Genomic DNA, 22,685 nt, shown 5'->3' on the forward strand with positions numbered 1-22,685 from the left:
CAACGCAGCGCTGACTGCGGAGCGTTGAACCCCGGCGGCCCACGGAGTGGCCGGGAGTGGGTCGCCGGGGTGCAACGGTCAGGTCAGGCGTCGGCGGGGGGTGCGAGGACGACGTCGACGGTCAGTTCGCCGTCGCCGGGCTCGACGACCAGCGTCGCGATGCGGCCCGCGTCGACCAGGTCGCCCCGCCCCGCCTCGATCAGCGGCACCTGCGCCGCGGGTGCGGTCACCGTCGCGGTCTCGACGTCGGCGCGCATGGAGACCTTGGCGTCGGACTTGGCCTTGCGCACCCCGGCCAGCGCGGCGGCGGTCGCCGTCACCACGGCCGGGTCACCGGTCGCGGGCAGGTCGGAGGCGACCGGCCACGCGGCACGGTGCACCGAGCCGGCCTGCCACCAGGACCAGACCTCCTCGGTGACGAACGGCAGCACCGGCGCGAACAGCCGCAACTGCACCTCGAGCGCCACCGCCAGCGCCGCCTGCGCCGAGGCGGCCTCGGGCCCGGAGCCGTAGGCGCGCGACTTCACCAGCTCCACGTAGTCGTCGCAGAACGACCAGAAGAACGTCTCGCTGACCTCGAGCGCGCGGGTGTAGTTGTAGGCCTCCATGGCCGCCGTCGCCTCGTCGACCACCCGGGCGAGCGCGGTAAGCAGCGCGAGGTCGATCGGCTCGGTCACCTGCTCGGCGGTGGAGGACGCCGAGGCGCCCAGCCCCAGCACGAACTTCCCGACGTTGAGGATCTTCATCGCCAGCCGCCGGCCGACCTTCATCTGCGTCTCGTCGAACGGCGAGTCCGCACCGGGGCGCGCACCGGCGGCCCGCCAGCGCACGGCGTCCGTGCCGTAGCGCTCGAGGACGTCGATCGGCGTCGTCGCGTTGCCCTTGGACTTCGACATCTTCTTGCGGTCGGGGTCGACGACGAACCCGGAGATCGCCGCGTGCGACCACGGCACCGCGCCGAACTCGTAGTGCGAGCGGACCACGGTGGAGAACAGCCAGGTCCGGATGATGTCGTGCGCCTGCGGCCGCAGGTCCATGGGGAAGACCGCGCCGAAGAGCTCCGGGTCGGTGCCCCAGCCCGACGCCACCTGCGGCGACAGCGACGACGTCGCCCAGGTGTCCATGACGTCGGGGTCGGCCATGAAGCCGCCGGGCACGCCGCGCTGGTCCTCGGTGAACCCCGGCGGGACGTCGGAGGACGGGTCGACCGGCAGCGACTCCTCGGGCGCCAGCAGCGGCGCGGAGTAGTCGGGCTCGCCGGCCTCGTCGAGCCGGTACCAGACCGGGAACGGGACGCCGAAGAAGCGCTGGCGGCTGATCAACCAGTCGCCGTTGAGGCCCTCGACCCAGTTGTCGTAGCGGTGCCGCATGTGCTCGGGCACCCACTGGATCTCCCGGCCGCGGGCGACGAGGGCCTCGCGCAGGTCGGCGTCCCGACCGCCGTTGCGGATGTACCACTGGCGCGTGGTGACGATCTCCAGCGGGCGCTCGCCCTTCTCGAAGAACTTCACCGGGTGGGTGATCGGCTTCGGGTCGCCCTCCAGGTCACCGGACTCCCGGAGCAGCTCGACGATGCGCTGCTGGGCGCTGAACACGGTTTTGCCGGCCAGCTCCGCGTACGGCTCGGCGGGGACGCCGGCGGGCGCGTCGGGGAGCAGTCGGCCGTCCCAGCCCACGATGGCGCGGGTGGGCAGCTGCAGCTCTCGCCACCACGTGACGTCATTCAGGTCGCCGAAGGTGCAGATCATCGCGATGCCGGAGCCCTTGGTGGGCTCCGCCAGGCGGTGGGCCACGACCGGCACCTCGACGCCGAACAGCGGCGTCGTCACCGTCTTCCCGAACAGCGGCTGGTAGCGCTCGTCGTCCGGGTGCGCCACCAGGGCGACGCAGGCCGGCAGCAGTTCGGGACGGGTGGTCTCGATGAAGACCGGGCCGTCCGCCGAGGAGAACGAGATGCGGTGGTAGGCGCCGGGGCGCTCCCGGTCCTCCAGCTCGGCCTGCGCGACGGCGGTGCGGAAGGTGACGTCCCAGAGGGTCGGGGCCTCCTGCGCGTAGGCCTCGCCGCGGGCCAGGTTGTTGAGGAACATCTTCTGCGCGGTCGCGCGGGAGACCTCGGAGATCGTCCGGTAGACGTTGGACCAGTCCACCGAGAGCCCGACCCGGCGCCACAGCTTCTCGAACTCGGCCTCGTCCTCCTCGGTCAGCTGCATGCACAGCTCGACGAAGTTGCGGCGGGAGATGGGCAGCTGGTCCTTGCCCGGCTTCGCGGGCGGCTCGAACGAGGGGTCGTAGGGGAGCGAGGGGTCGCACCGGACGCCGTAGTAGTTCTGCACCCGGCGCTCGGTGGGCAGGCCGTTGTCGTCCCAGCCCATCGGGTAGAAGACGTGCTTGCCGCGCATGCGCTGGAAGCGGGCGACGAAGTCGGTGTGGGTGTAGCTGAACACGTGCCCGACGTGCAGGGAGCCCGAGGCCGTCGGCGGGGGGGTGTCGATCGAGTAGATCTGCTCGCGCGGCGCCTGGAGCGCGGACGCGCGGTCGAACGCGTAGGTGTCCTCGGCGGCCCAGCGCTGGACCCACTTGTCCTCGAGCCCGTCGATCGTCGGCTTCTCGGGTACGTCGACGGTCGCAGCCGGGGCAGGAGTGGCCGGGGTCGCGATGTCGGGAACCATGTGCCTCAGTCTAGGAACCTGTCGACTGGCATCCTGAGCAGGATGAGCAGCAGCAGCACCGGTGAGCTTGCCCGGGTCGAGCGAGAGCTGCTGGCCCGCTGGCCGGAGAGCCGGCTCGAGCCCTCCCTGACCCGCATCAGCGCGCTGGTCGACCTCCTCGGCTCCCCGCACCGGGCGATGCCGGTGATCCAGGTGGCCGGCACCAACGGCAAGACGACGACGGCGCGGATGATCGACGAGCTGCTCCGCGGGTTCGGGCTGCGCGTCGGCCGCTTCACCAGCCCGCACCTGGAGTCGATGCGGGAGCGGATCGTCCTCGACGGCGAGCCGGTGGGCGCGGAGCGCTTCGTCGAGACCTACGACGACATCGCGCCCTACGTGCAGATGGTGGATGCCGCGGGCGAGCACCCGATGAGCTTCTTCGAGGTGATGGTCGGCATGGCGTACGCGCTGTTCGCCGACGCGCCGGTCGACGTCGCCGTCATCGAGGTGGGCATGGGTGGCACGTGGGACGCCACCACTGTCGCGGACGCGCGGGTCGCCGTCGTCACCCCTGTGGCGATGGACCACGCCGAGTACCTCGGGAACGACGTCGCCACGATCGCGGGGGAGAAGGCCGGGATCATCAAGGCCGACTCGATCGCGGTGCTCGCCCACCAGCAGCCTGGTGCCCTCGACGCGCTGATCCGCCGGGCCGTCGAGGTGGACGTCGTCGTCGCCCGGGAGGGCACCGAGTTCGGCGTCCTGGAGCGCCGGGTCGCCCTCGGCGGCCAGCAGGTGCGCCTGCAGGGCCTGGGTGGCGAGTACGACGAGGTCTACCTGCCGCTGTTCGGCGCCCATCAGGCGCAGAACGCGGCGACCGCGCTGGCCGCCGTCGAGGCGTTCCTGGGCGCGGGGGCGGCCACCGGGCCGATCGAGCAGGAGACGGTCCGGGCCGCGTTCGGCGCCGTCCGCTCACCTGGCCGCCTCGAGAAGGTGCGCACGAGCCCCACGGTGCTCATCGACGCCGCGCACAACCCGGCCGGCATGACGGCGACGGTCGAGGCGATCCGCGAGTCCTTCGACTTCACCCGCCTGGTCGGGGTGGTCGGCGCGGTCCGTGGCAAGGACGTCGCCGGGATGCTCGCTGCGCTGGAGGAGATCTGCGCCGAGCTGGTGGTCACGCAGAACTCCTCGGAGCGCGCGCTGCCCGCCGACGAGCTGGGCGCGCTGGCCGTCGACGTCTTCGGCGCCGACCGGGTGAGCGTCTCGCCGCGGCTCGGCGAGGCGATCTCCGAGGCCATCGAGCTGGCCGAGGCGGGTCCGGACAACGCGCTCGGCGGCTCGGGCGTCCTGGTCACCGGCAGCGTGATCACCGCCGGGGAGGCTCGCACGCTCCTGTCGGGACGCCGTCCGTGAGGGCCACCGACCCGGTCCGCGCCGGCCGGGCCCTGGGCGGGGCGGCTGCCGCAATCCTCGTGCTGGAGGGCATCGCCGTCCTCTTCGTGCCCCGCGGCATCGCCCCGACCGAGGGGCTCGGCGCGTTCCGGCTGACCGTCCTGCTCGTGCTGGCGCTGCTGCTGGTCCTGGCCAGCGGCATCCAGCGCCGCGAGCGCGGCCTGGTCATCGGCACCGCGCTCCAGGTGCCGCTGCTCGCGACCGGCCTGATGACCGGTGCGATGTGGTTCGTCGGCGGGGCCTTCGTCCTGATCTGGCTGTACCTGCTGCAGATCCGCAAGGAGCTGCTCGGTTCGATGTTCGGCCCGGTCACGGTGCCGGGTCCGGACGACGCCGACGGGGCGGCCACCACTTAGGTGGCCGCCCTGCCGGCGGTCAGCGCGTGCGCACCACCGGGCTGGTCGCCGAGGGCGCCCCGAGGCCGGCGACGTTCTTCGCGACCACGCGGAACGTGTAGCGCTTGTCGGACGCCAGCCCGGGGACCGTCACCGACGTCGCCGAGGCCGAGACGCTGACGCTCTTGACCAGTTTCCCGCCCGAGTACGCCCGGACGACGTAGCCGGTGACGGGCGCGCCGCCGGTGCTGGCCGGCCTGGCCCAGCGGACCGCGACGGCCTTCACCTGGGCGGTGACCGAGGTGATCCTCGGTGCGCCCGGCGTGGTCCGGGGCGTGGCCGTGACCGTTGCGGACGCGGGGCCGGAGCCGGCCGCGTTCACGGCCGTGACAGCGATCCGGTAGGCGGTGCCGTTCGTCAGGCCGGTGACCGTGACGGCCGTTGCCGAGCCGCCGGCGGTGACGCTTCTGACCAGCGTCCTGCCGGCGTAGGCGCGGACGACGTAACCGGTGACGGGCGCGCCTCCCGTGCTCGCAGGCCTGGCCCAGCGGACGTCGACGGCCTTCGACCGGGCGGTGATGGAGGCGATCCTCGGTGCGCTCGGCGTGGTGCGGGGTGTCGCGGTGACCGGCGTCGACGACGGGCTGGGGCCGGCCGTGTTGTATGCCGTGACGACGAACCGGTAGGCGGTCCCGTTGGCCAGGCCGGTGACCGTCACGGTGGTCGTCGAGCCGTCGACGTCCAGGGACGTGACCAGGGTCGTGCCGCGATAGGCGGACACCCGGTACATGGCGATCGGGGCCCCGCCGTCGTCCGCGGGTGCCGCCCAGGACAACCGCACAGCCGTGGACAGCGCCGTCGGCGTGCCGACCAGGGGGGCCGACGGCGGACCGGCACGGTCGGCCGCGACCGGGGTGACCGGGGCGCTCAGCGCTGAGGCGGCGCCCTCGCCGGCGCTGGTGCGCGCGGTCACGGTGAAGGTGTGCTGCTGCCCGTTCGTCAGGCCGGTGACCGTGCGGCTGGAGGCGTCCCCCGGCGCGCTGACGGTCTGCACGAGAGCGTCGTCGCGGTAGGCGCGCACGGTGTAGCCGAGGACCGGTGCGCCGCCGTCGCTGGTCGGCGGCGTCCACCGGACCGTGGCGGATGCGTCGCCCGCGGTGGCTGTGCCGATCACCGGTGCGCTGGGCAGGACGACGGGACCTGCCAGTCGGGTGTTCGCGGCCGGGCCGGTCTGCCCCCATGCGTCCACGGCCGAGACCGAGTAGGTGTGGGCTGCACCGGGCGGCGGGGCGGACGCGATCGCGCCGGCGGTCACGGGGGTGGCCACGGTGGTCCCGTCGACGCTCAGCCGGTAGCTGTAGGCGGTGCCGAGGTCGTCCCAGGTGAGGCGGACCTGGTCGCCGTCCAGCTGACCGGTCAGCCCGGTGACCGCGGACGGCGGGGCTGGTCGACCGGAGCCCGTGTTCAGCACGTTGGATGCCGCGGACGACCGGCCGTAGTCGTACACAGCGCGGACGGACCACCGCGTCTCGAGCGTGGGCATCGCGCCGATCCCGATGCTCTTCGCGGTCGCCGTCCCGAACGGGAAGGCGACCTGCCCGATCGAGATGCCGTCGCGGAGGATGCTGATCCGGCCGGTGCCGGAGCCGGGGACGGTCGCCGACAGGTCGAGGACGGCGGACGACGCGGTCCCTCGGAGGCTCACCGAGTGGAGGACGGGCGTTCCGGCCACCGGGGCTCCGACGCTGGCGAGGACCGGTCGGCTCCGCGGGCCGTCGTCCGGCTGGACGTCGACGGCCACCTGGTTGCCGTCGGTCAGACCCGCGATCGTGGTCGTCGTGCCGGTGACGACCGCCCGGACTGCTCCGTCGACGCGCACGGTGTAGTGGGTGGCTCCGGGCGCCGCCGGCCAGCTGACGGCGATCTGCTGGGGGCCGGGCGTCACGACGACGTCCACCGGCGCCCGGTCAGCGGCCTCCATGGCCGCGGGCACGACGAGCCGGCCCGCGCCGTACGCGCGGTTCCAGTTGCCGTTCTCGGCTCCCGCCTGGAGGGCGGCCTGGACGTCCTCGGTGCCGATGCCCGGGTGCGCTGCGCGGAGCAGGGCCACGGCGCCGGCGACCGCGGGACCGGAGAACGACGTCCCGCTCCCGACGGCGTACCCGCCTCCGGGGTGGGTGAGCAGGACGCTGTCGCCGACGGTGGAGACGTCGACCTGCCAACCGTGCACCGCCCAGTCCGAGGGGGCGCCCCCTGGATCGGTCGAGGAGACCGCGATGACGCCGCTGTCGGCTGCCGGGTACATGACCGGGTTGCCGTTGAGGCCGTCGTTGCCCGAGGAGGCGACGACGGAGATGTTCTTGTCGAGCGCGTACCGGATCGCCGCGGCGGTCACGTCGGAGGAGCCGGCCCCGGCCAGGGACATGTTGATGACGTCGGCGCCGCGGTCGGCCGCCCACAGGATGCCGCGCGCCACCGAGGCGGATTCGCACCCGGAGGATCCGCAGACGCGGACCGGCAGGATCCTGGACCCGGGTGCCATCCCGGCAGAGCCGATGCCGTTGTCGGCACGTGCGGCGACGATGCCGGCCACGCCGTACCCGTGCCACGGGTCCTCGGCTCCGGTGGCCAGGTCGATGCCCGGCAACGCTGCGCCCACGAGATCCGGGTGGTCGATCGCGGATGCGGTGTCGAGCACAGCGACGATCTGCCCCTCGCCGCGGGTGCGGGGCCAGACGTCCTTGACCGCGCTCGTGGCCTGCGGGTCCGTGGTGTCCCAGAAGGGGTCGTAGCCCGCCTCTACCTGGTAGGTGACCGACGGGCTCGCCGCCACGACCTCGGGAGTCGCCTCGAGCTGGTCGGCGGTCGCCTCGGCGGTCACCGCCGGGACCGTGACGGTCTCCACGACGTACTCGCCGTCGACCTGCTTGAGGACGTCGATGGTCGTCCGGGGCTCGTCCGCCACAGCCGGGGCCATGGGCAGGACGACGAGCGCGGCGAGGACTGCGCCGCTCAGGACGCTTGCGGTACGCATCGGGATCACACGCTCGTATCGGCTCGGAGCACGGCTGTCTGAAGGGCAGCCGCCCGGCCGAGTGACGTAGCGTCCGGGCCTGCCTGGGACGACGCCGACGGGGCGGCCGCCGGATGGGCGGCCGCCCCGTCGGCGGGAACCGTCAGCGCGCGCGCACGACCGCGCTGGCGGCGGAGGTGCCACCGGTGCCGGCGGCGTTCTTCGCCAGCACGCGGAACGTGTAGCTCCTGCCCGATGCCAGCCCCGAGACGCTCACGGACGTCGCCGTGGCCGAGGCGTTGACGGTCCTCACCAGCTTCCCGCCCGAGTACGCCCGGACGAGGTAGCCGGTGACCGGTGCGCCGCCTGTGCTGGCCGGCTTGGCCCAGCGCACCGCGACGGCCTTCACCTGGGCCGCCACCGAGGTGATCCTCGGAGCGCCCGGGGTGGTGCGGGGGGTGGCGGAGACCTGCGCCGACGAGGGGCCGGTGCCCGCGGAGTTCGCGGCCGTGACGGCGAACCGGTAGGCGGTCCCGTTGGTGAGGCCGGTGACGGTGGCCGTGGTCGTCCGGCCGCTGACCACGACGGACTTCACCGGTACGGTGCCGCGGTAGGCGGTCACCCGGTAGCTGGCGATCGCCGCCCCACCGTTGTCCGCGGGCGCGGACCAGGACAGCCGCACCCCGGCCGCAAGGGCGGTCGGCGTGCCGACCCGCGGCGCCGAGGGCTTGCGCACGACCGGTCCGGCGACCGAGACCGTCACGGATCCGACGGCGGTGCCGCCGCGCCCGTCGCTCACCGTGTAGGTGACGGTGTCGACGAAGGGCCCGGACCGCGTCGGGGTGTAGGTAAGCGACGTGGCGGTGGTCCCGACCTGGCCCTTGGCACCCTGGGTGGCGGAGACGATCCGCAGCGGGTCGCCGTCGGCGTCGGTGTCGTTCGCCGTGACCGCGAGCGTGCGGGTGCCCGGGTCGGCGGGCAGCGAGAACGAATCGGCACCGGCGACCGGGGCCCGGTTGGCCGGCCCGGCCAGCGCCTTCGCACCGCGGACCGCTCGGACGGCGTCGACCTGCCCGTGGCCGAACACGTCGTCCCGACCAGCGGCTCCGAGGTCGGTGGCCGACGCGGTGAGCGCCTGCTCGACCTGGTCCGGCGTGATCGCCGGGGCTGCCGCCTCCATCAACGCCACCACGCCGGCCACGTGCGGGGCGGCCATGGAGGTGCCGCTCATGTAGACGTACCCGTACTCGGGAGACGTGGAGAGGATGAACTCACCCGGGGCGGAGACGTCGACGTAGCTGCCGTAGTTCGAGAACCAGGCCTTCTCGGCGAACTCGTCGGTGGCGGCCACGCCGATGACGCCGGGTGCGGCCGCCGGCATGAAGGTCGCCGACGTGTTGTCGTTGCCCGCGGCGGCCACCACGGTGGCGCCCTTCGAACGGGCGTAGGAGATCGCCTGGTTGTAGACGGTCGAGCTGTGCTGGCCGCCGAGGGACATGTTGATGACGTCCGCGCCCTGGTCGGCGGCCCAGATGATGCCGCCGCTGATCCACGCGGACGAGCCGGAGCCCCCGTCGGCGAGGACCTTGACCGGGAGCACCTTGGCGCCCACCGCGACGCCTTCGACCTTCGAGCCGGCGTCCGCGGCGACGGTCCCGGCGACGTGGGTGCCGTGACCGTGGCGGTCGTCGGTGGCCCCGCCGGGGGAGTCGGTGAAGTTCTTGCCGGGGAGGAGGGAGCCGGCCAGCTCCTCGTGCGGCGCCACCCCCGTGTCCAGCACGGCGACGACGACGTCGGCCAGCGCGCCCCTGGGGACCTCGGCCCGGGCCGCGTCCGACCGGATGGCGACGTTGCCCCACTGCTCGAACTCACCCGCCGTGGCCCGCGCCACGACGCTCAGGTCCGCCGCCTCGACCGAGGCCTGTCGCTCGAGGAGCTGCACGGCGGCCGTGGCGTCGGAACGTCCGCCGGCCTCGAGGGTGACGATCTCCGGACCGTCGGGCGTCGCCACGAACGCCTCCAGCTGGACGCCCTCTCCCTCGGTCAGGTCGGTGAGGGTCTGCTGCTCGGCCGGCGCGAGCTCGTCCACGAGCACGGCAGGGAGGTCGGTCACCTCGTCGCTCACGGGCTCCTCGGCCGTCGCAGGGCCGGCGGAGCACACGAGGACGAGGGAGGCAGCAGAGACGGTCAGTAGCCGTCGGGATCCGGTTCGCACGGGTTCTCATCGGGCGGAACCACCTCCGGCTGGATCCCCCGCACGGGGGACACCCTGCCGGGACGCGGGACCCCACCCCGGGACACGTAAGCTCCGCAGCCGTGTCCGCACCCACGCCCGAACGCACCCTCGTCCTCGTCAAGCCCGATGGCGTCGCCCGTGGCCTCGTCGGCGAGGTGATCACGCGGCTCGAGCGCAAGGGGCTACGCCTCGTCGCCGCCGAGCTCCGCACGCTGACGGCCGAGACCGCCGAGACGCACTACGCCGAGCACCGCGAGCGGCCGTTCTTCGGCTCGCTGGTCGAGTTCATCACCAGCGGCCCGCTGATGGCACTGGTGGTCGAGGGGCCGCGGGCCATCGAGGCGTTCCGGGCCCTCGCCGGCGCCACCGACCCGGTGAAGGCCGGCCCCGGCACGATCCGCGGCGACTTCGCCCTCGAGGTGCAGAACAACATCGTGCACGGCTCGGACTCGCCGGAGTCCGCCGCCCGCGAGATCGGCCTGTTCTTCCCCGACCTCGGCTGACCGAGGCATGAGAAGCGATACACCCGTCCGGGCGCCCGGCGCAGGTGTATCGGCTCCCATGCCAGGGCGGGTCAGGCGTCGAGATCCGCGGGCTCCTCGGGCGACGTCCAGGCCAGGTGCCAGTAGGTCAGCAAGCCGCTGGTGAACCACAGCAGGAACCCGAGGCAGAGCGCCAGCGGGACGTGCTCGGTGAGGGCGACGACGGCGACCGCACCGGCGACCGCCGCGAAGGTGAGCGCCGCGGCCGGCCAGCTCATAGCGCTGTGCGACCGCTCGCCCAGTCGCCGCTGGTGCTCGTCCAGCGATCGCTTGTCACGGTCGAGGACGCCGCGAATGCCGAGGTTGAGCAGCGAGTGCAGCGGGATGAACCCGAGCATCCCCACCGTCCAGGCGACGAAGAACCACGTCGACCACCCCTCGTCGGTGGAGCCGGCCACGAGGGTGGCAGTGATCAGGGCCACCAGGAGCGCGGCCTCGGCAACCACGGCGCGCCGGCGTACTCGCGGGTGCCGGGCCCACGCGTAGCGCTCGTCGTCGAAGGTGCGGGCCAGGTAGGTCTGGGTCGGCGTCGTGCTCATGGCGTCCTCCTGAGGAGCTCGGAGCTGAGTGAGGGCAGCGGGTCGAGGGAGAAGATCGCCTCGATCGGCAGGTCGAAGAAGCGGGCGATGCGCAGGGCCAGCGCGAGGGATGGGGCGTACTCGCCGCGCTCCAGGTAGCCGATGGTCTGCGGGTGGACGCCCACGGCGTCGGCCAGTTCCCGGCGGCTCACCCCGCGGTCGGCCCGCAGCACGGCGATGCGGTCGTGCACGCGGTCCGCCTCGGACTTCGGCTGTCGTCCCATGCGATCGAACGTAGCATTGGTACTACGAACGATGTCAAACGACGACGAGTCTGCCGTCGGGGCACCCCGGGCCGCCCGACCCGGCGGCTACCCTGGACCGGTCATGACTGCAGAGCTCCGCACGACCGCCGGCGAGTCGCTCTACCCGCGACTCGAGCCGCTGCTGGCCCAGATCCAGAAGCCCATCCAGTACGTGGGCGGTGAGCTCAACGCCCAGGTGAAGCCCTGGGACGCGGCCGCCGTCCACTGGGCGCTGATGTACCCGGACGCCTACGAGGTCGGGCTGCCCAACCAGGGCCTGATGATCCTCTACGAGGTGCTCAACGAGCGGGCCGACGCCCTCGCCGAGCGCACGTACGCGGTGTGGCCCGACCTCGCGGCCCTCATGCGCGCCAACGGGGTGCCGCAGTTCACCGTCGACGGCCACCGCGCGGTCACCGACTTCGACGTCCTCGGCGTCAGCTTCGCCACCGAGCTCGGGTACACGAACCTGCTCGAGGCGCTGGACCTGGCCGGCATCCCGCTGCACGCCATCGCCCGCGACGAGAGCCACCCCGTGGTCGTCGCCGGTGGGCACGCCGCCTTCAACCCCGAGCCGGTCGCCGACTTCGTCGACTGCGCGGTGCTGGGCGACGGCGAGCAGGCCGTCGGCGACATCACCGACGTCGTGAAGGCGTGGAAGGCCCAGGGCCGCCCCGGTGGCCGCGAGGAGCTGCTGGCCCGGCTGGCGCGGGTCGACGGCGTCTACGTGCCGCGCTTCTACGCGGTCTCCTACGCCGACGACGGCGCAATCGCGAGCGTCGCCCCCACCCGGGACGACGTCCCGGCGAAGGTCGGCAAGCGCACCGTCATGGACCTCGACGAGTGGCCCTACCCGAAGCAGCCCCTGGTCCCGCTGGCCGAGAGCGTGCACGAGCGGATGAGCGTGGAGATCTTCCGCGGCTGCACACGGGGCTGCCGCTTCTGCCAGGCCGGGATGATCACCCGCCCGGTGCGCGAGCGGACGATCACCGGGATCGGCTCGATGGTCGAGCAGGGCCTCAAGGCGACCGGCTACGAGGAGGTCGGCCTGCTGAGCCTCTCCAGCGCCGACCACTCCGAGATCGGCCAGTTGGCCAAGGAGCTCGCCGACCGCTACGAGGGCACCAACACCGGCCTGAGCCTGCCCAGCACCCGCGTCGACGCCTTCAACGTCACGCTGGCCAACGAGCTGTCCCGCAACGGTCGGCGGTCGGGGCTCACCTTCGCCCCCGAGGGCGGCAGCGAGCGGATCCGCCGGGTCATCAACAAGACGGTGTCCAAGGAGGACCTCGTCCGCACGGTGACCACCGCGTACGCCAACGGCTGGACCCAGGTGAAGCTCTACTTCATGTGCGGTCTGCCCACGGAGACCGACGAGGACGTCCTCGAGATCGCCGACCTGGCGGTCGAGGTCATCCGCGCCGGCCGCGAGGCCAGCGGCCGCAAGGACATCCGCTGCACCGTCTCCATCGGTGGGTTCGTGCCCAAGCCGCACACCCCGTTCCAATGGGCCGCCCAGGCCAGCGCCGAGACGATCGACCACCGGCTGCGGGTGCTCCGGACGAAGATCAACGAGGACCGGCGCATCGGCCGCTCCATCGGCCTGCGCTACCACGACGGCAAGCCCGGCGTGATCGAAGGCCTGCTCTCCCGAGGCGACCGCCGCGTCGGCCGGGTCATCGAGCGCGTGTGGCGCGAGGGCGGCAAGTTCGACGGCTGGAGCGAGCACTTCTCCTACGACCGCTGGGTGGCCGCCGCGACCGAGGAGCTGGCGCCCTTCGGCGTCGGCCTCGACTGGTACACGACCCGCGAGCGCACCGAGCACGAGATCCTGCCCTGGGACCACCTGGACTCCGGGCTGGACAAGGAGTGGCTCTGGGACGACTGGCAGGACGCCCTGTCCGAGGAGGAGGTCGCCGACTGCCGGTGGACCCCCTGCTACGACTGCGGGGTGTGCCCGACCATGGGCACCGAGATTCAGATCGGCCCCACCGGCCGCAGCCTGCTCCCGCTCACCGTCGTCTGATGGCCCGCCAGCCCGACGGGCCGCCCCCGCCGCCGACGGTCCAAAAGCTGCGCATCCGGTACGCGAAGCGCGGCCGCCTGCGCTTCGCCTCGCACCGGGACCTCGCCCGCGCGCTGGAGCGTGCGCTGCGCCGCGCCCAGGTGCCGATGGCGTTCTCGGCCGGCTTCAGCCCCCACCCGAAGATCTCCTACCTCGGCGCCGCCCCCACAGGTGCGGCCAGCGAGGCGGAGTACGTCGAGATCGGCCTATCGGTCCGGTGCGACCCGGAGGCCGTCCGCGCGGCTCTGGACGCCGCCCTGCCCGAGGACGTCGCCGTCCTGGAGTGCGTGGAGGCGGGGGAGGGGACTGGTTCCCTGGCCGACCGGATCGACACCTCGGTCTGGCGCGTGGAGCTCCCCGGGATGACGCTGGAGGAGCTCCGGCCGGCGGTCGAGGAGCTGCTGGGGCGGGACGTCGTGGTCGTCGCCAAGCGCACCAAGAACGGCCTCAAGGACATCGATGCGCGCCCCTCGGTGGTCAGCGCGTCGGCGTCCGCAGGGGCAGGTTGTGCCATACTGCACGTGGTCGTCCGGCAGGGAACGCCCGCCGTTCGACCGGACGACGTGTTGGCCGCCCTGGCTGCCGTCGCCGACCTGCACCCGCCGTTGCCCCCCCGGGCCGTGCGTGAGGCGCAGGGCCGGCTCGACGACACCGGGACCGTGGCCGATCCGCTCGATCCGGACCGCACCGCGGGAGCCCCCGACCAGGAGGCGCACGCGACGGTCTGACCGGCGGAGGCCCACGGGGCTCGCACACCGTCGCCCGCGACACGGCTGCCAGACGTGCCGCACACCGAGACCACCGCACGACCCGCACCACCGCATCCAGCCCCACCGGGTGCGCGCACCACAGCAGTCCGGCTCCCCGCCGCGGCAACCGTCGCGCGGGAGTCGCCCCAGACTTCGCAGGACGAGCCGGTCGCCGTACCCCGTGCGACCGCCCGCCCCGCCCCAACCGTGCTCCTGTGCGGCCGCCAGTCATCCGATCGGCGCCCGGGAGCACATGAGGAGACGAGACTTCTCGTGGCCGATACCGACAACAGCACCCCCACCGCCGACGAGACCCCCACCGGTCCCCGGCCCGACGACACGGTGACCGAGGTTCCCGCGGTGTCCGAGGACTCCTCGGTCCCGGAGGACCCGGACGAGGAGGCGGACGACGCCACGGCGGGGGAGCCCCCTGCCGAGCCGCAGCCCGAGCCCGAGGCGCCGACGGACGCCGAGCCCGAGCCGGTCGGCTCGCGCTTCGGCGCCCAGTTCAGCTCCCCGGAGCCGACCGCGGTGGTCGCCCGTCCCCGCCGCCGCGCCACCCGGCCGGCCGCGGCCCCCGACCCCGACGCGGTGGAGCCGGTGACCCCGGCGGCGCCCGCCGCAGCGGTTCCCGCCTTCGTCAGCTTCATGGCCCCGCCCGTCGACGCGCCGCCGGCCCCGCGCCGCCGCAGCCGCCGCCCGGCGGAGTCGCCCGAGATCGAGCCGGACGAGGCCGAGGCGCCCGAGGTGCCCGCCGAGGAGGCCGAGCCGGCGCGTGGCCGCCAGCGCTCGCGCCGCCGTCCCGCCGCAGCACCCGTCGAGGACGTCGAGCCCATCGAGGACGAGGACACCGACGACGAGACCGGTGCCGTCGACGACGACGGGGACTCCGGCGACGGCACGGGCAGCCGCCGCCGTCGCCGCGGGCGCCGGGGCCGTGGCCGTGGCCGCACCGGTGAGGACGCCGGCGACGCCGAGGACGAGAACGGCGAGCAGTCGCCGGTCGCCGACACCGAGACCGACGACGACTCCGCCGACGGGGACGACGACGAGACCGACGGTGACTCCGACGAGGCCTCCGGCGGGTCGAGCACCCGCCGTCGCCGCCGTCGCCGCCGTCGCAGCGGCAGTGCCGGTGAGGACGCTTCCGACGACACCGACGACGACGACCGCCCGGAGCGGGCCGGCCGCAACGGCCGCACGACCAGCGACGACGACGTCCGCGGGGTCGCCGGGTCCACCCGCCTGGAGGCCAAGCGCCAGCGTCGTCGCGACGGCCGCGACACCGGCCGCCGGCGCGCGCCGATCCTCACCGAGAGCGAGTTCCTCGCCCGGCGCGAGGCGGTCGACCGCAAGATGGTCATCCGCCAGCGGGGCGAGCGCACGCAGATCGCCGTCCTCGAGGACGACGTGCTCGTCGAGCACTACGTGACCCAGGCGCAGGCCACCTCGTTCGCCGGCAACGTGTACCTCGGCCGCGTGCAGAACGTGCTGCCGAGCATGGAGGCCGCCTTCATCGACATCGGCAAGGGGCGCAACGCCGTCCTCTACGCCGGTGAGGTGAACTGGGACGCCGCGGGCCTGTCGGGCAAGCAGCGCTCCATCGAGACCGCGATGAAGTCCGGCGACAAGGTGCTGGTGCAGGTCACCAAGGACCCGATCGGCCACAAGGGCGCCCGGCTCACCCAGCAGATCAACCTGCCCGGCCGCTTCCTGGTCTACGTGCCCGGCGGCTCGATGACCGGGATCAGCCGCAAGCTGCCCGACACCGAGCGCCAGCGGCTCAAGGACATCCTCAAGCGGATCGTCCCCGAGGACGCCGGCGTGATCATCCGGACGGCAGCGGAGGGCGCCTCGGAGGAGGAGCTCACCCGCGACGTCAACCGGCTCAAGGCGCAGTGGGAGGTCATCTCGCAGAAGGCGGAGTCGACCTCGAACGCGCCGACGCTGCTCTACGGCGAGCCGGACCTCGCCATCCGCGTGATCCGCGACGTCTTCAACGAGGACTTCAAGGACCTCGTCGTCCAGGGCGACGACGCGTGGGACACCGTCGAGGCCTACGTCGGGCACGTGTCGCCGGAGCTCAGCTCGCGGCTGTCGCGCTACACCGGTCAGGGCGACGTCTTCCACGACCTGCGCATCGACGAGCAGCTGGCCAAGGCGCTGGACCGCAAGGTGTGGCTGCCCTCCGGCGGCTCGCTGGTCATCGACCGCACCGAGGCCATGACCGTGGTCGACGTGAACACCGGCAAGTTCGTCGGCTCCGGGGGCAACCTCGAGCAGACCGTCACGCGCAACAACATGGAGGCGGCGGAGGAGATCGTCCGCCAGCTCCGGCTGCGCGACATCGGCGGCATCATCGTCATCGACTTCATCGACATGGTGCTCGAGAGCAACCGCGACCTCGTGCTGCGGCGGCTCACCGAGTGCCTGGGCCGGGATCGCACCAAGCACCAGGTCGCCGAGGTCACCTCGCTGGGCCTGGTCCAGATGACCCGCAAGCGGGTCGGCCAGGGCCTGCTCGAGGTGTTCTCCGAGACCTGCGAGCACTGCCGCGGCCGCGGTGTCCTCATCAGCACCGATCCGGTGGACGAGAAGCGTCGCAGCGGGAACGGCTCCGGTGGCGGCAACTCCGGTGGCGGCAACTCCGGTGGTGGCAACTCCGGCGGTGGCAACTCCGGCGGTGGCAACTCCGGCGGTGGCCGCCGGGACCGCTCCGGCAAGGGCGACGGCGGCGGCCGGGACGACTCCGCCACGGAGCAGCCGGCCACGATCGAGAGCGCGCCCGCCGAGCCGGCCGCCGAGGCCGACGGCGAGACGCCCGAGGGCACCCGCAGCGGCGGACGGCGCAACCGCGGCCGGCGCAACCGGGGGCAGTCGGGCGAGGAGCGTGCCGCCGCGGACGCCGCCGTCCTGGCGGGCACCGGCGGCGACGACGCCGAGGCCGCCGACGTCGTGCCGGTCGAGGACGTCGCCCCAGTGAACGCGGACGCCGAGGCGGGCCCCGCCACGCCGCCGCGCGAGTCCACGGACGTCGTGGTCGTGCCGCCGCTCGCGGTGGCCGAGCCGGCCGTCGAGCAGGCGCCGGAGCCCGCCGCCGAGGACGTCGCGACCGACGAGGTCCCGATCGAGGAGCCGGAGATCGAGGCCGGCCCGGAGATCGCGGCAGTGGAGGTGGCCGCCGTCGAGGCGGCTGCCGCCGAGAGCGCACCGACCGAGCCGGCCGCACCGGCTGCTCCGGCGGGGCGTCCGCGCCGTCGCCGGGCGGCGAGCCGGCCGGCCGGACCGCCCGTCGTCTGAGGAACGGCCCCGTCGCCCCCCACCGTTCGCAAGCTCACGGTGGGACCCTGCGACGGGGCCGTCAGGCTCAGGTACGCTGGTCGGGTTGCATCGCCACCGCGCGGGCGCCCTCGGGTGCCGCCGGGTCAGGCGTCCGCAACCCGTCCAGCTCCGGCGCCCGCTCGGTCGTGCGCGCCGGACCGACAGCTGGACACAAGCGAGCTAACGAGGAGTCAGTGGTGTACGCAGTGGTGAAGGCCGGTGGCAGCCAGCACAAGGTGGCCGTGGGCGACACGTTCACGATCAACCGCCTGGCGGGTGCGGCCGGCGACACCGTCGCCCTGCCGGCGATCCTGCTGGTCGACGGCGACGCCGTCACCAGCGACGCCGCGGCCCTGGCCAAGGTGACCGTGACCGGCGAGATCGTCGAGCACGGCAAGGGCCCGAAGATCCGCATCCACAAGTTCAAGAACAAGACCGGCTACCACAAGCGGCAGGGGCACCGTCAGCCCCTGACCAGCGTCGTGGTCCGCGACATCTCGAAGGGCTGACCTCGACATGGCACACAAGAAGGGCGCATCGTCGTCCCGCAACGGTCGCGACTCGAACGCCCAGCGCCTCGGCGTGAAGCGCTTCGGCGGCCAGGTCGTCAAGGCCGGCGAGATCATCGTGCGCCAGCGCGGCACCCACTTCCACCCGGGCCTGGGCGTCGGCCGCGGCAGCGACGACACGCTGTTCGCGCTCGCTCCCGGTGCGGTCACCTTCGGCATGCGCCGTGGGCGGAAGACGATCTCGATCTCGGCCGTCGACGCCTGAAGCTCTTCCCCCTGCTCCGGTAGGGGAGCGATCCTCCGGGGTCGCAGCACATTCGTGTCGCCACGAGCGCACGGGCGACCTGCCCGTGCGCTCGTGGCGCTCAGCAGGTAGGAGGCGACCAGGGTTGGCCGCTTTCATCGATCGCGTGGTCGTGCACGTGGCAGCCGGCAACGGTGGCCACGGCGTCTCCTCGATCCATCGCGAGAAGTTCAAGCCCCTCGGCGGCCCCGACGGCGGCAACGGTGGCGACGGCGGTGACGTCGTCCTCGAGGTCGACCCCAGCGTGCACACGCTGCTCGACTTCCACCACCGGCCGCACCAGAAGGCCGGGAACGGCCGCCCCGGCGAGGGCAGCAACCGCCACGGCGGCAAGGGCGAGGACAAGGTCCTCAGGGTCCCGGCCGGCACCGTCGTCAGCACGCCCGACGGCCGGGTCATCGCCGACCTCGTCGGCGCCGGCACCCGGGTGGTGCTGGCCCAGGGCGGCCGGGGTGGCCTGGGCAACGCGGCGCTGGCCAACGCCCGCCGCAAGGCGCCCGGGTTCGCGCTGCTGGGCGAGCCGGGCGAGGCCTTCGACGCGGTCATCGAGCTCAAGAGCATCGCCGACGTCGGCCTGGTCGGGTTCCCCTCAGCGGGCAAGTCGTCGCTGATCGCGGCGATGTCCTCGGCACGCCCGAAGATCGCCGACTACCCCTTCACCACGCTGGTCCCGAACCTGGGCGTGATCCGCTCGGGCGACGCCGTCTACACGATGGCCGACGTGCCCGGGCTCATCCCCGGCGCGTCCACCGGCAAGGGCCTGGGCGTGCAGTTCCTGCGCCACGTCGAGCGCTGCGCGGTCCTCGTGCACGTCGTCGACATGGCCACGATGGAGCCCGGGCGCGACCCGGAGAGCGACATCGAGGCCCTCGAGCACGAGCTGGCTGAGTACGGAGGCGACGAGCTCGACCTCGTCGGCCGGCTGCGGATCGCCGTCCTCAACAAGATCGACGTCCCGGACGCCCGGGAACTGGTCGACCTGGTGCGCGCAACCCTCGAGCAGCGCGGCCTGGCCGTCTACCCGGTGAGCGCCGCGACCGGGGAAGGCCTGCGGGAGTTCGGGTTCGCCCTGGCCGCGGCCGTCGAGGAGCACCGCGCGAGCCTCCCGGCGATGGAGCCCGCCCGCGTCACGGTCACCCCCCGGGCGGTCGACGACACCGGCTTCACCGTGGAGCGCGACACCGAGTTCGACACCGGCGGCTTCATCGTCCACGGCGTCCGCCCCGAGCGCTGGGTCCGCCAGACCGACTTCAGCAACGACGAGGCGGTCGGCTTCCTCGCCGACCGGCTCAACCGGCTCGGCGTCGAGGAGGCGCTGGCCAAGGCCGGCGCGGTCACCGGCGATGCGGTCACCATCGGCGGCGTCACCTTCGACTGGGTGCCCTCGCTGCCGGCCGGCACGCTCACCGCCGAGGAGTCCGCGGGCCTGGGCGGCCGCGGCACCGACAGCCGGATCGACGCGCCGCACCGGCTGCGGGCCGAGGAGCGCCTGGCTGCCAAGCGCGCCCGCCGCGTGCCCTACGAGCTCAGCGAGCCGGGGTGGACCGAGGCCGACCTGCCGGAGGAGCTGCAGTGACCGCCCGGCCCGAGATCGCGGACGCCCGACGGGTCGTGGTCAAGGTCGGCTCCTCCTCCCTGACCACCCTGCCCGGTGGGCTGGACACGGAGCGGCTCACCGCGCTGGTCGACGTCCTGGGCACGGCCCGCACGGCCGGCCGGGAGGTCGTGCTGGTCTCCTCGGGTGCCATCGCGGCCGGCCTGGCCCCACTCGGGCTCGCGGGCCGGCCCCGCGACCTGGCTACGGCGCAGGCCGCGGCCAGCGTCGGCCAGCTGCGGCTGGTGCAGACCTACGCGGACGCCTTTGCCCGCCACGGGGTGACCGTCGGACAGGTACTCCTGACCGCCGACGACCTGACCCGCCGCGGGCACTACCGCAACGCGCACCGGACCGTGGAGCGGCTGCTCACCCTCGGGGCGCTGCCGATCGTCAACGAGAACGACACGGTGGCCACCGAGGAGATCCGCTTCGGCGACAACGACCGGCTCGCCGCGCTCGTCGCCCACGTCGCGCAGGCCGACGCCCTGGTCCTGCTCTCCGACGTCGACGGCGTCTACGACGGGGACCCGCGCTCGGGCCCGGCCTCCCTGGTCGACACCGTCCGCGAGCCCGGCGACCTGGCCGCGGTCACCCTCGGCTCGGCCAGCCGCAACGGCGTCGGCACCGGGGGCATGGCGACCAAGGTGGAGGCGGCCTTCATCGCCGCGCACGCAGGGGTCCCCGTCGTCGTCACCTCGACGGCGCAGGCGGCCGCGGCCCTGGCCGGCGAGCAGGTCGGCACGCTGTTCCAGCCCATGGGCCGGCGGCCCAGCGCCCGCCAGTTCTGGCTGCGCTACGCCAGCCGCCCGCGCGGCCGGCTGACCCTGGACGACGGCGCGGTCGAGGCTGTCCGCGACCGGCACGCCTCGCTGCTCGCCGCCGGCATCACCGCGGTCTCGGGCGAGTTCGTCGCCGACGACCCGGTGGAGCTGGTGGGCCTCGACGGCACCGTGGTCGCCCGCGGGCTGGTCGCTTACGACGCCACCGAGCTGCCCCGGCTGCTGGGGCACAAGACCGGCGACCTGCCGCCGGAGTACCGCCGCGAGGTCGTGCACCGCGACGAGATGGTCCTCGTCCGCCGCCGTCCCTGAGCGCCTGCGGGGAGGGTCGGGCAGGGCCGCGGAGCCCGGCTGAGAGACTGGACGGGTGACGATCCGCCCCATCCGCGAGCTCGGCGACCCGGTCCTGCGCACCCCCTCCGACGAGGTGACGACGTTCGACGGCTGGCTGGCCGCGCTGGTGCGCGACCTCGAGGAGACCGTCGACAACCCCGGCCGCGCCGGCGTCGCCGCTCCGCAGATCGGGGTGGGCGCGCGGGTCTTCTCCTACAACATCGACGGCGTCATCGGGCACATGGTGAACCCGCTGATCGTCGAGCGTTCCGAGGAGACTCAGGACGGCGACGAGGGCTGCCTGTCCGTCCCCGGCATCTGGGCGCCCACGGTGCGGGCGATGCACTGCGTCGCCGAGGGCTTCGACGTGGACGGCAAGCCGCTGCGGCTCGAGGGCGAGGGCCTGATGGCCCGCTGCCTGCAGCACGAGGTCGACCACCTCGACGGCAAGCTCTTCCTCGACCGGCTCACGGGCGAGGCTCGGAAGTCCGCCCTCCGGGCGCTGCGCGACCGCTGACGGCCGCAGCTCAGGGGCGGGCCGCGGCGCAGTCGGCGCAGGTCCCGAACACCTCGACCTGGTGCTGCACGTCGGCGAAGCCGTGCTCCGCCGCCACCCGGGCTGCCCAGCGCTCGACCGGCGGGTCGGCCACCTCGACCGTCCGTCCGCAGGAACGGCAGACGAGATGGTGGTGGTGGCTGGGCGAGCATCGCCGGTAGCCCGCCTCGCCCTCCGGGCTGCGCAGCACGTCCAGCTGCCCGTCGTCCACCATCGCCTGGAGGGCCCGGTAGACCGTCGCCAGCCCGACGGAGTCGCCGCGCTCGCGCAGCAGGGCGTGCAGGTCCTGCGCGCTGCGGAAGCCGTCCAGCTCGTCCAGCAGGGCGAGCAGGGCGCTGCGCTGCCGGGTGGTCCGCCGGCCGGCCACCTCCGGTGTCGCGGGCCGGCCGGTGCCCGTGCCGCTCACCGGTTCGGGGGAGCGGCCACCGGGTGCCCGCCGTGCTCGTCGTAGTGCACGCCCCGGCCCGTGTGGTGCGGCGCGTGGAGGTGTCCGTCGTGGTCGTAGTCGACGTGGTCGCCGTGCGGCACCGGCGGGTGACCACAGGCGGTGCCGTGCTCGTGGGGGTGCGCGTCATGGACGTCGACCCGACGCCGGTGCCGCCGCCGCGCGGTGCTCTCGCGCAGGGTCACCGCCGAGGTCACCAGCAGGAACAGGGCGATGGCCAGCAGCACGATCGTCCCTCCCGACGGCGTCCCGGTGTAGAAGGACGTCGCCGTCCCCGAGACGCTGACCAGCACCCCGATGAGGCAGGCCAGCAGGACGGTCTCCCGGAAGCTGCGCGCGAGCAGCTGGGCGATGGCGCTGGGGAGGATCATCAGCGCGCTGATCAGCAGCAGCCCGACGACCCGCATCGACAGGACGACGGTGGAGGCGACGAGCGCCGCCAGGACGACGTTGAGGCCGAGCACCGGGAGGCCGACCGCACGGGCGTACTCCTCGTCGTCGCTCACGGCGTAGAGCCGCTGGCCCAGCAGTGCCACGCTGAGCAGCACGACCACCGAGATGCCGGCGAAGACCGCGACGTCCTGCGGACTGGTCGTCGTGATCGCGCCGAACAGGTAGGAGTCGAGGTTCGTGGCCTGTCCGCGCGGCGCGAGGCTGAGCAGCACCACGCCGCCGGCGATGCCCCCGTAGAAGAGGACGGCGAGGGCGACGTCCCCGCTGGTCCGGCCGCGCGCGCGGACCAGTTCGATGAGCACCGCCCCCAGGATCGCGGCGACCAGCGCCGTCCACACCGGGCTCGTGGCGGTCAGCACGCCGACGGCGACGCCGGTGAGGGCGACGTGGCCGAGCCCGTCACCGAGCAGGGAGAGCCGGCGCTGGACCAGGAAGACGCCCACCGCCGGCGCGACGAGCCCGACCATCAGCGAGGCCAGGAGGGCGCGCTGCATGAAGTCGTAGTCGAGGAGTCCCACG

At 73.6% G+C, this 22,685-nt stretch carries 18 protein-coding genes; 11 read left to right on the plus strand and 7 right to left on the minus strand.

Annotation, left to right across the window (positions count from 1 at the left end; all coding sequences use genetic code 11):
* Positions 1–83: 83 nt before the first annotated feature.
* On the minus strand, positions 84–2,669 hold the full coding sequence (gene valS / locus BLS70_RS09225; RefSeq protein ID WP_091766353.1) for a valine--tRNA ligase: 2,586 nt from the start codon (positions 2,667–2,669) through the stop codon (positions 84–86).
* Between the two features lie 42 nt (positions 2,670–2,711).
* On the opposite strand from valS, the gene BLS70_RS09230 reads away from it, so the two are divergent.
* Positions 2,712–4,067: a bifunctional folylpolyglutamate synthase/dihydrofolate synthase gene (locus tag BLS70_RS09230; protein WP_091766356.1), complete on the plus strand. Its 1,356-nt coding sequence runs from the start codon at positions 2,712–2,714 to the stop codon at positions 4,065–4,067.
* A complete protein-coding gene (locus BLS70_RS09235; RefSeq protein WP_091766359.1) occupies positions 4,064–4,462 on the plus strand; it encodes a DUF4233 domain-containing protein in 399 nt (132 codons plus the stop codon). The genes BLS70_RS09230 and BLS70_RS09235 overlap by 4 nt, the downstream gene beginning before the upstream one ends.
* Before the next feature lie 19 nt (positions 4,463–4,481).
* On the opposite strand, the gene BLS70_RS09240 is transcribed toward BLS70_RS09235, so the two are convergent.
* Both BLS70_RS09240 and BLS70_RS09245 read right to left on the minus strand, forming a co-directional pair.
* Positions 4,482–7,475, minus strand: a complete 2,994-nt coding sequence (locus BLS70_RS09240) for a fibronectin type III domain-containing protein (protein WP_143030379.1) — start codon at positions 7,473–7,475, stop codon at positions 4,482–4,484.
* A gap of 142 nt (positions 7,476–7,617) precedes the next feature.
* Positions 7,618–9,579, minus strand: a complete 1,962-nt coding sequence (locus tag BLS70_RS09245; RefSeq protein WP_176946348.1) for a S8 family serine peptidase — start codon at positions 9,577–9,579, stop codon at positions 7,618–7,620.
* Between the two features lie 191 nt (positions 9,580–9,770).
* On the opposite strand from BLS70_RS09245, the gene ndk reads away from it, so the two are divergent.
* Positions 9,771–10,193, plus strand: a complete 423-nt coding sequence (ndk, locus tag BLS70_RS09250) for a nucleoside-diphosphate kinase (protein WP_091766368.1) — start codon at positions 9,771–9,773, stop codon at positions 10,191–10,193.
* Between the two features lie 71 nt (positions 10,194–10,264).
* Here the strand turns inward: ndk and BLS70_RS09255 are convergent, their stop codons facing one another.
* The gene (locus BLS70_RS09255) at positions 10,265–10,771 is read right to left on the minus strand and encodes a hypothetical protein (RefSeq protein ID WP_091766371.1); all 507 of its coding nucleotides are present in this window, start codon (positions 10,769–10,771) and stop codon (positions 10,265–10,267) included.
* On the minus strand, positions 10,768–11,034 hold the full coding sequence (locus BLS70_RS09260) for a helix-turn-helix transcriptional regulator (protein WP_091766374.1): 267 nt from the start codon (positions 11,032–11,034) through the stop codon (positions 10,768–10,770). Before BLS70_RS09260 ends, BLS70_RS09255 begins: the two co-directional genes overlap by 4 nt.
* A gap of 103 nt (positions 11,035–11,137) precedes the next feature.
* On the opposite strand from BLS70_RS09260, the gene BLS70_RS09265 reads away from it, so the two are divergent.
* The 8 genes from BLS70_RS09265 to def all read left to right on the plus strand — a co-directional run bounded on the left by BLS70_RS09265 (position 11,138) and on the right by def (position 21,229).
* Positions 11,138–13,081, plus strand: coding sequence for a TIGR03960 family B12-binding radical SAM protein (locus BLS70_RS09265; protein WP_091766377.1), 1,944 nt, complete (start codon positions 11,138–11,140; stop codon positions 13,079–13,081).
* Entirely contained in the window at positions 13,081–13,848 is a 768-nt protein-coding gene (locus tag BLS70_RS09270; RefSeq protein ID WP_091766380.1) for a TIGR03936 family radical SAM-associated protein, read from the plus strand. The genes BLS70_RS09265 and BLS70_RS09270 overlap by 1 nt, the downstream gene beginning before the upstream one ends.
* A 294-nt stretch (positions 13,849–14,142) precedes the next feature.
* A complete protein-coding gene (locus BLS70_RS09275) occupies positions 14,143–17,169 on the plus strand; it encodes an Rne/Rng family ribonuclease (protein ID WP_218122353.1) in 3,027 nt (1,008 codons plus the stop codon).
* Positions 17,170–17,387: 218 nt separating this feature from the next.
* Positions 17,388–17,699: a 50S ribosomal protein L21 gene (gene rplU, locus BLS70_RS09280; RefSeq protein WP_091766384.1), complete on the plus strand. Its 312-nt coding sequence runs from the start codon at positions 17,388–17,390 to the stop codon at positions 17,697–17,699.
* Positions 17,700–17,706: 7 nt separating this feature from the next.
* On the plus strand, positions 17,707–17,964 hold the full coding sequence (gene rpmA, locus BLS70_RS09285; protein ID WP_091766387.1) for a 50S ribosomal protein L27: 258 nt from the start codon (positions 17,707–17,709) through the stop codon (positions 17,962–17,964).
* Positions 17,965–18,049: 85 nt separating this feature from the next.
* Entirely contained in the window at positions 18,050–19,579 is a 1,530-nt protein-coding gene (gene obgE / locus BLS70_RS09290) for a GTPase ObgE (protein ID WP_255362346.1), read from the plus strand.
* Positions 19,576–20,691 carry a glutamate 5-kinase gene (proB, locus tag BLS70_RS09295; RefSeq protein WP_091766394.1) on the plus strand — a complete coding sequence of 372 codons (1,116 nt, stop codon included), beginning with the start codon at positions 19,576–19,578 and terminating at the stop codon, positions 20,689–20,691. The genes obgE and proB overlap by 4 nt, the downstream gene beginning before the upstream one ends.
* A 55-nt stretch (positions 20,692–20,746) precedes the next feature.
* On the plus strand, positions 20,747–21,229 hold the full coding sequence (gene def / locus BLS70_RS09300; protein WP_091766397.1) for a peptide deformylase: 483 nt from the start codon (positions 20,747–20,749) through the stop codon (positions 21,227–21,229).
* A 10-nt stretch (positions 21,230–21,239) separates the two neighbouring features.
* On the opposite strand, the gene BLS70_RS09305 is transcribed toward def, so the two are convergent.
* Positions 21,240–21,674 (minus strand): Fur family transcriptional regulator, encoded by a 435-nt coding sequence (locus tag BLS70_RS09305; RefSeq protein WP_091766400.1) that lies wholly within the window; start codon positions 21,672–21,674, stop codon positions 21,240–21,242.
* The gene (locus tag BLS70_RS09310; RefSeq protein ID WP_091766402.1) at positions 21,671–22,684 is read right to left on the minus strand and encodes a metal ABC transporter permease; all 1,014 of its coding nucleotides are present in this window, start codon (positions 22,682–22,684) and stop codon (positions 21,671–21,673) included. Before BLS70_RS09310 ends, BLS70_RS09305 begins: the two co-directional genes overlap by 4 nt.
* Position 22,685: the final 1 nt, after the last annotated feature.

The organism is Blastococcus aurantiacus, from assembly GCF_900102425.1.
Taxonomy (GTDB): Bacteria; Actinomycetota; Actinomycetes; order Mycobacteriales; family Geodermatophilaceae; genus Blastococcus; species Blastococcus aurantiacus.

Coding starts and splice junctions, on each gene's coding strand:
- valS (WP_091766353.1), bottom strand. CDS start 2,669: ATGGTTCCCGACATCGCGACCCCGGCCACTCCTGCCCCGGCTGCGACC.
- BLS70_RS09230 (WP_091766356.1), top strand. CDS start 2,712: ATGAGCAGCAGCAGCACCGGTGAGCTTGCCCGGGTCGAGCGAGAGCTG.
- BLS70_RS09240 (WP_143030379.1), bottom strand. CDS start 7,475: ATGCGTACCGCAAGCGTCCTGAGCGGCGCAGTCCTCGCCGCGCTCGTC.
- BLS70_RS09255 (WP_091766371.1), bottom strand. CDS start 10,771: ATGAGCACGACGCCGACCCAGACCTACCTGGCCCGCACCTTCGACGAC.
- BLS70_RS09260 (WP_091766374.1), bottom strand. CDS start 11,034: ATGGGACGACAGCCGAAGTCCGAGGCGGACCGCGTGCACGACCGCATC.
- BLS70_RS09265 (WP_091766377.1), top strand. CDS start 11,138: ATGACTGCAGAGCTCCGCACGACCGCCGGCGAGTCGCTCTACCCGCGA.
- BLS70_RS09270 (WP_091766380.1), top strand. CDS start 13,081: ATGGCCCGCCAGCCCGACGGGCCGCCCCCGCCGCCGACGGTCCAAAAG.
- rpmA (WP_091766387.1), top strand. CDS start 17,707: ATGGCACACAAGAAGGGCGCATCGTCGTCCCGCAACGGTCGCGACTCG.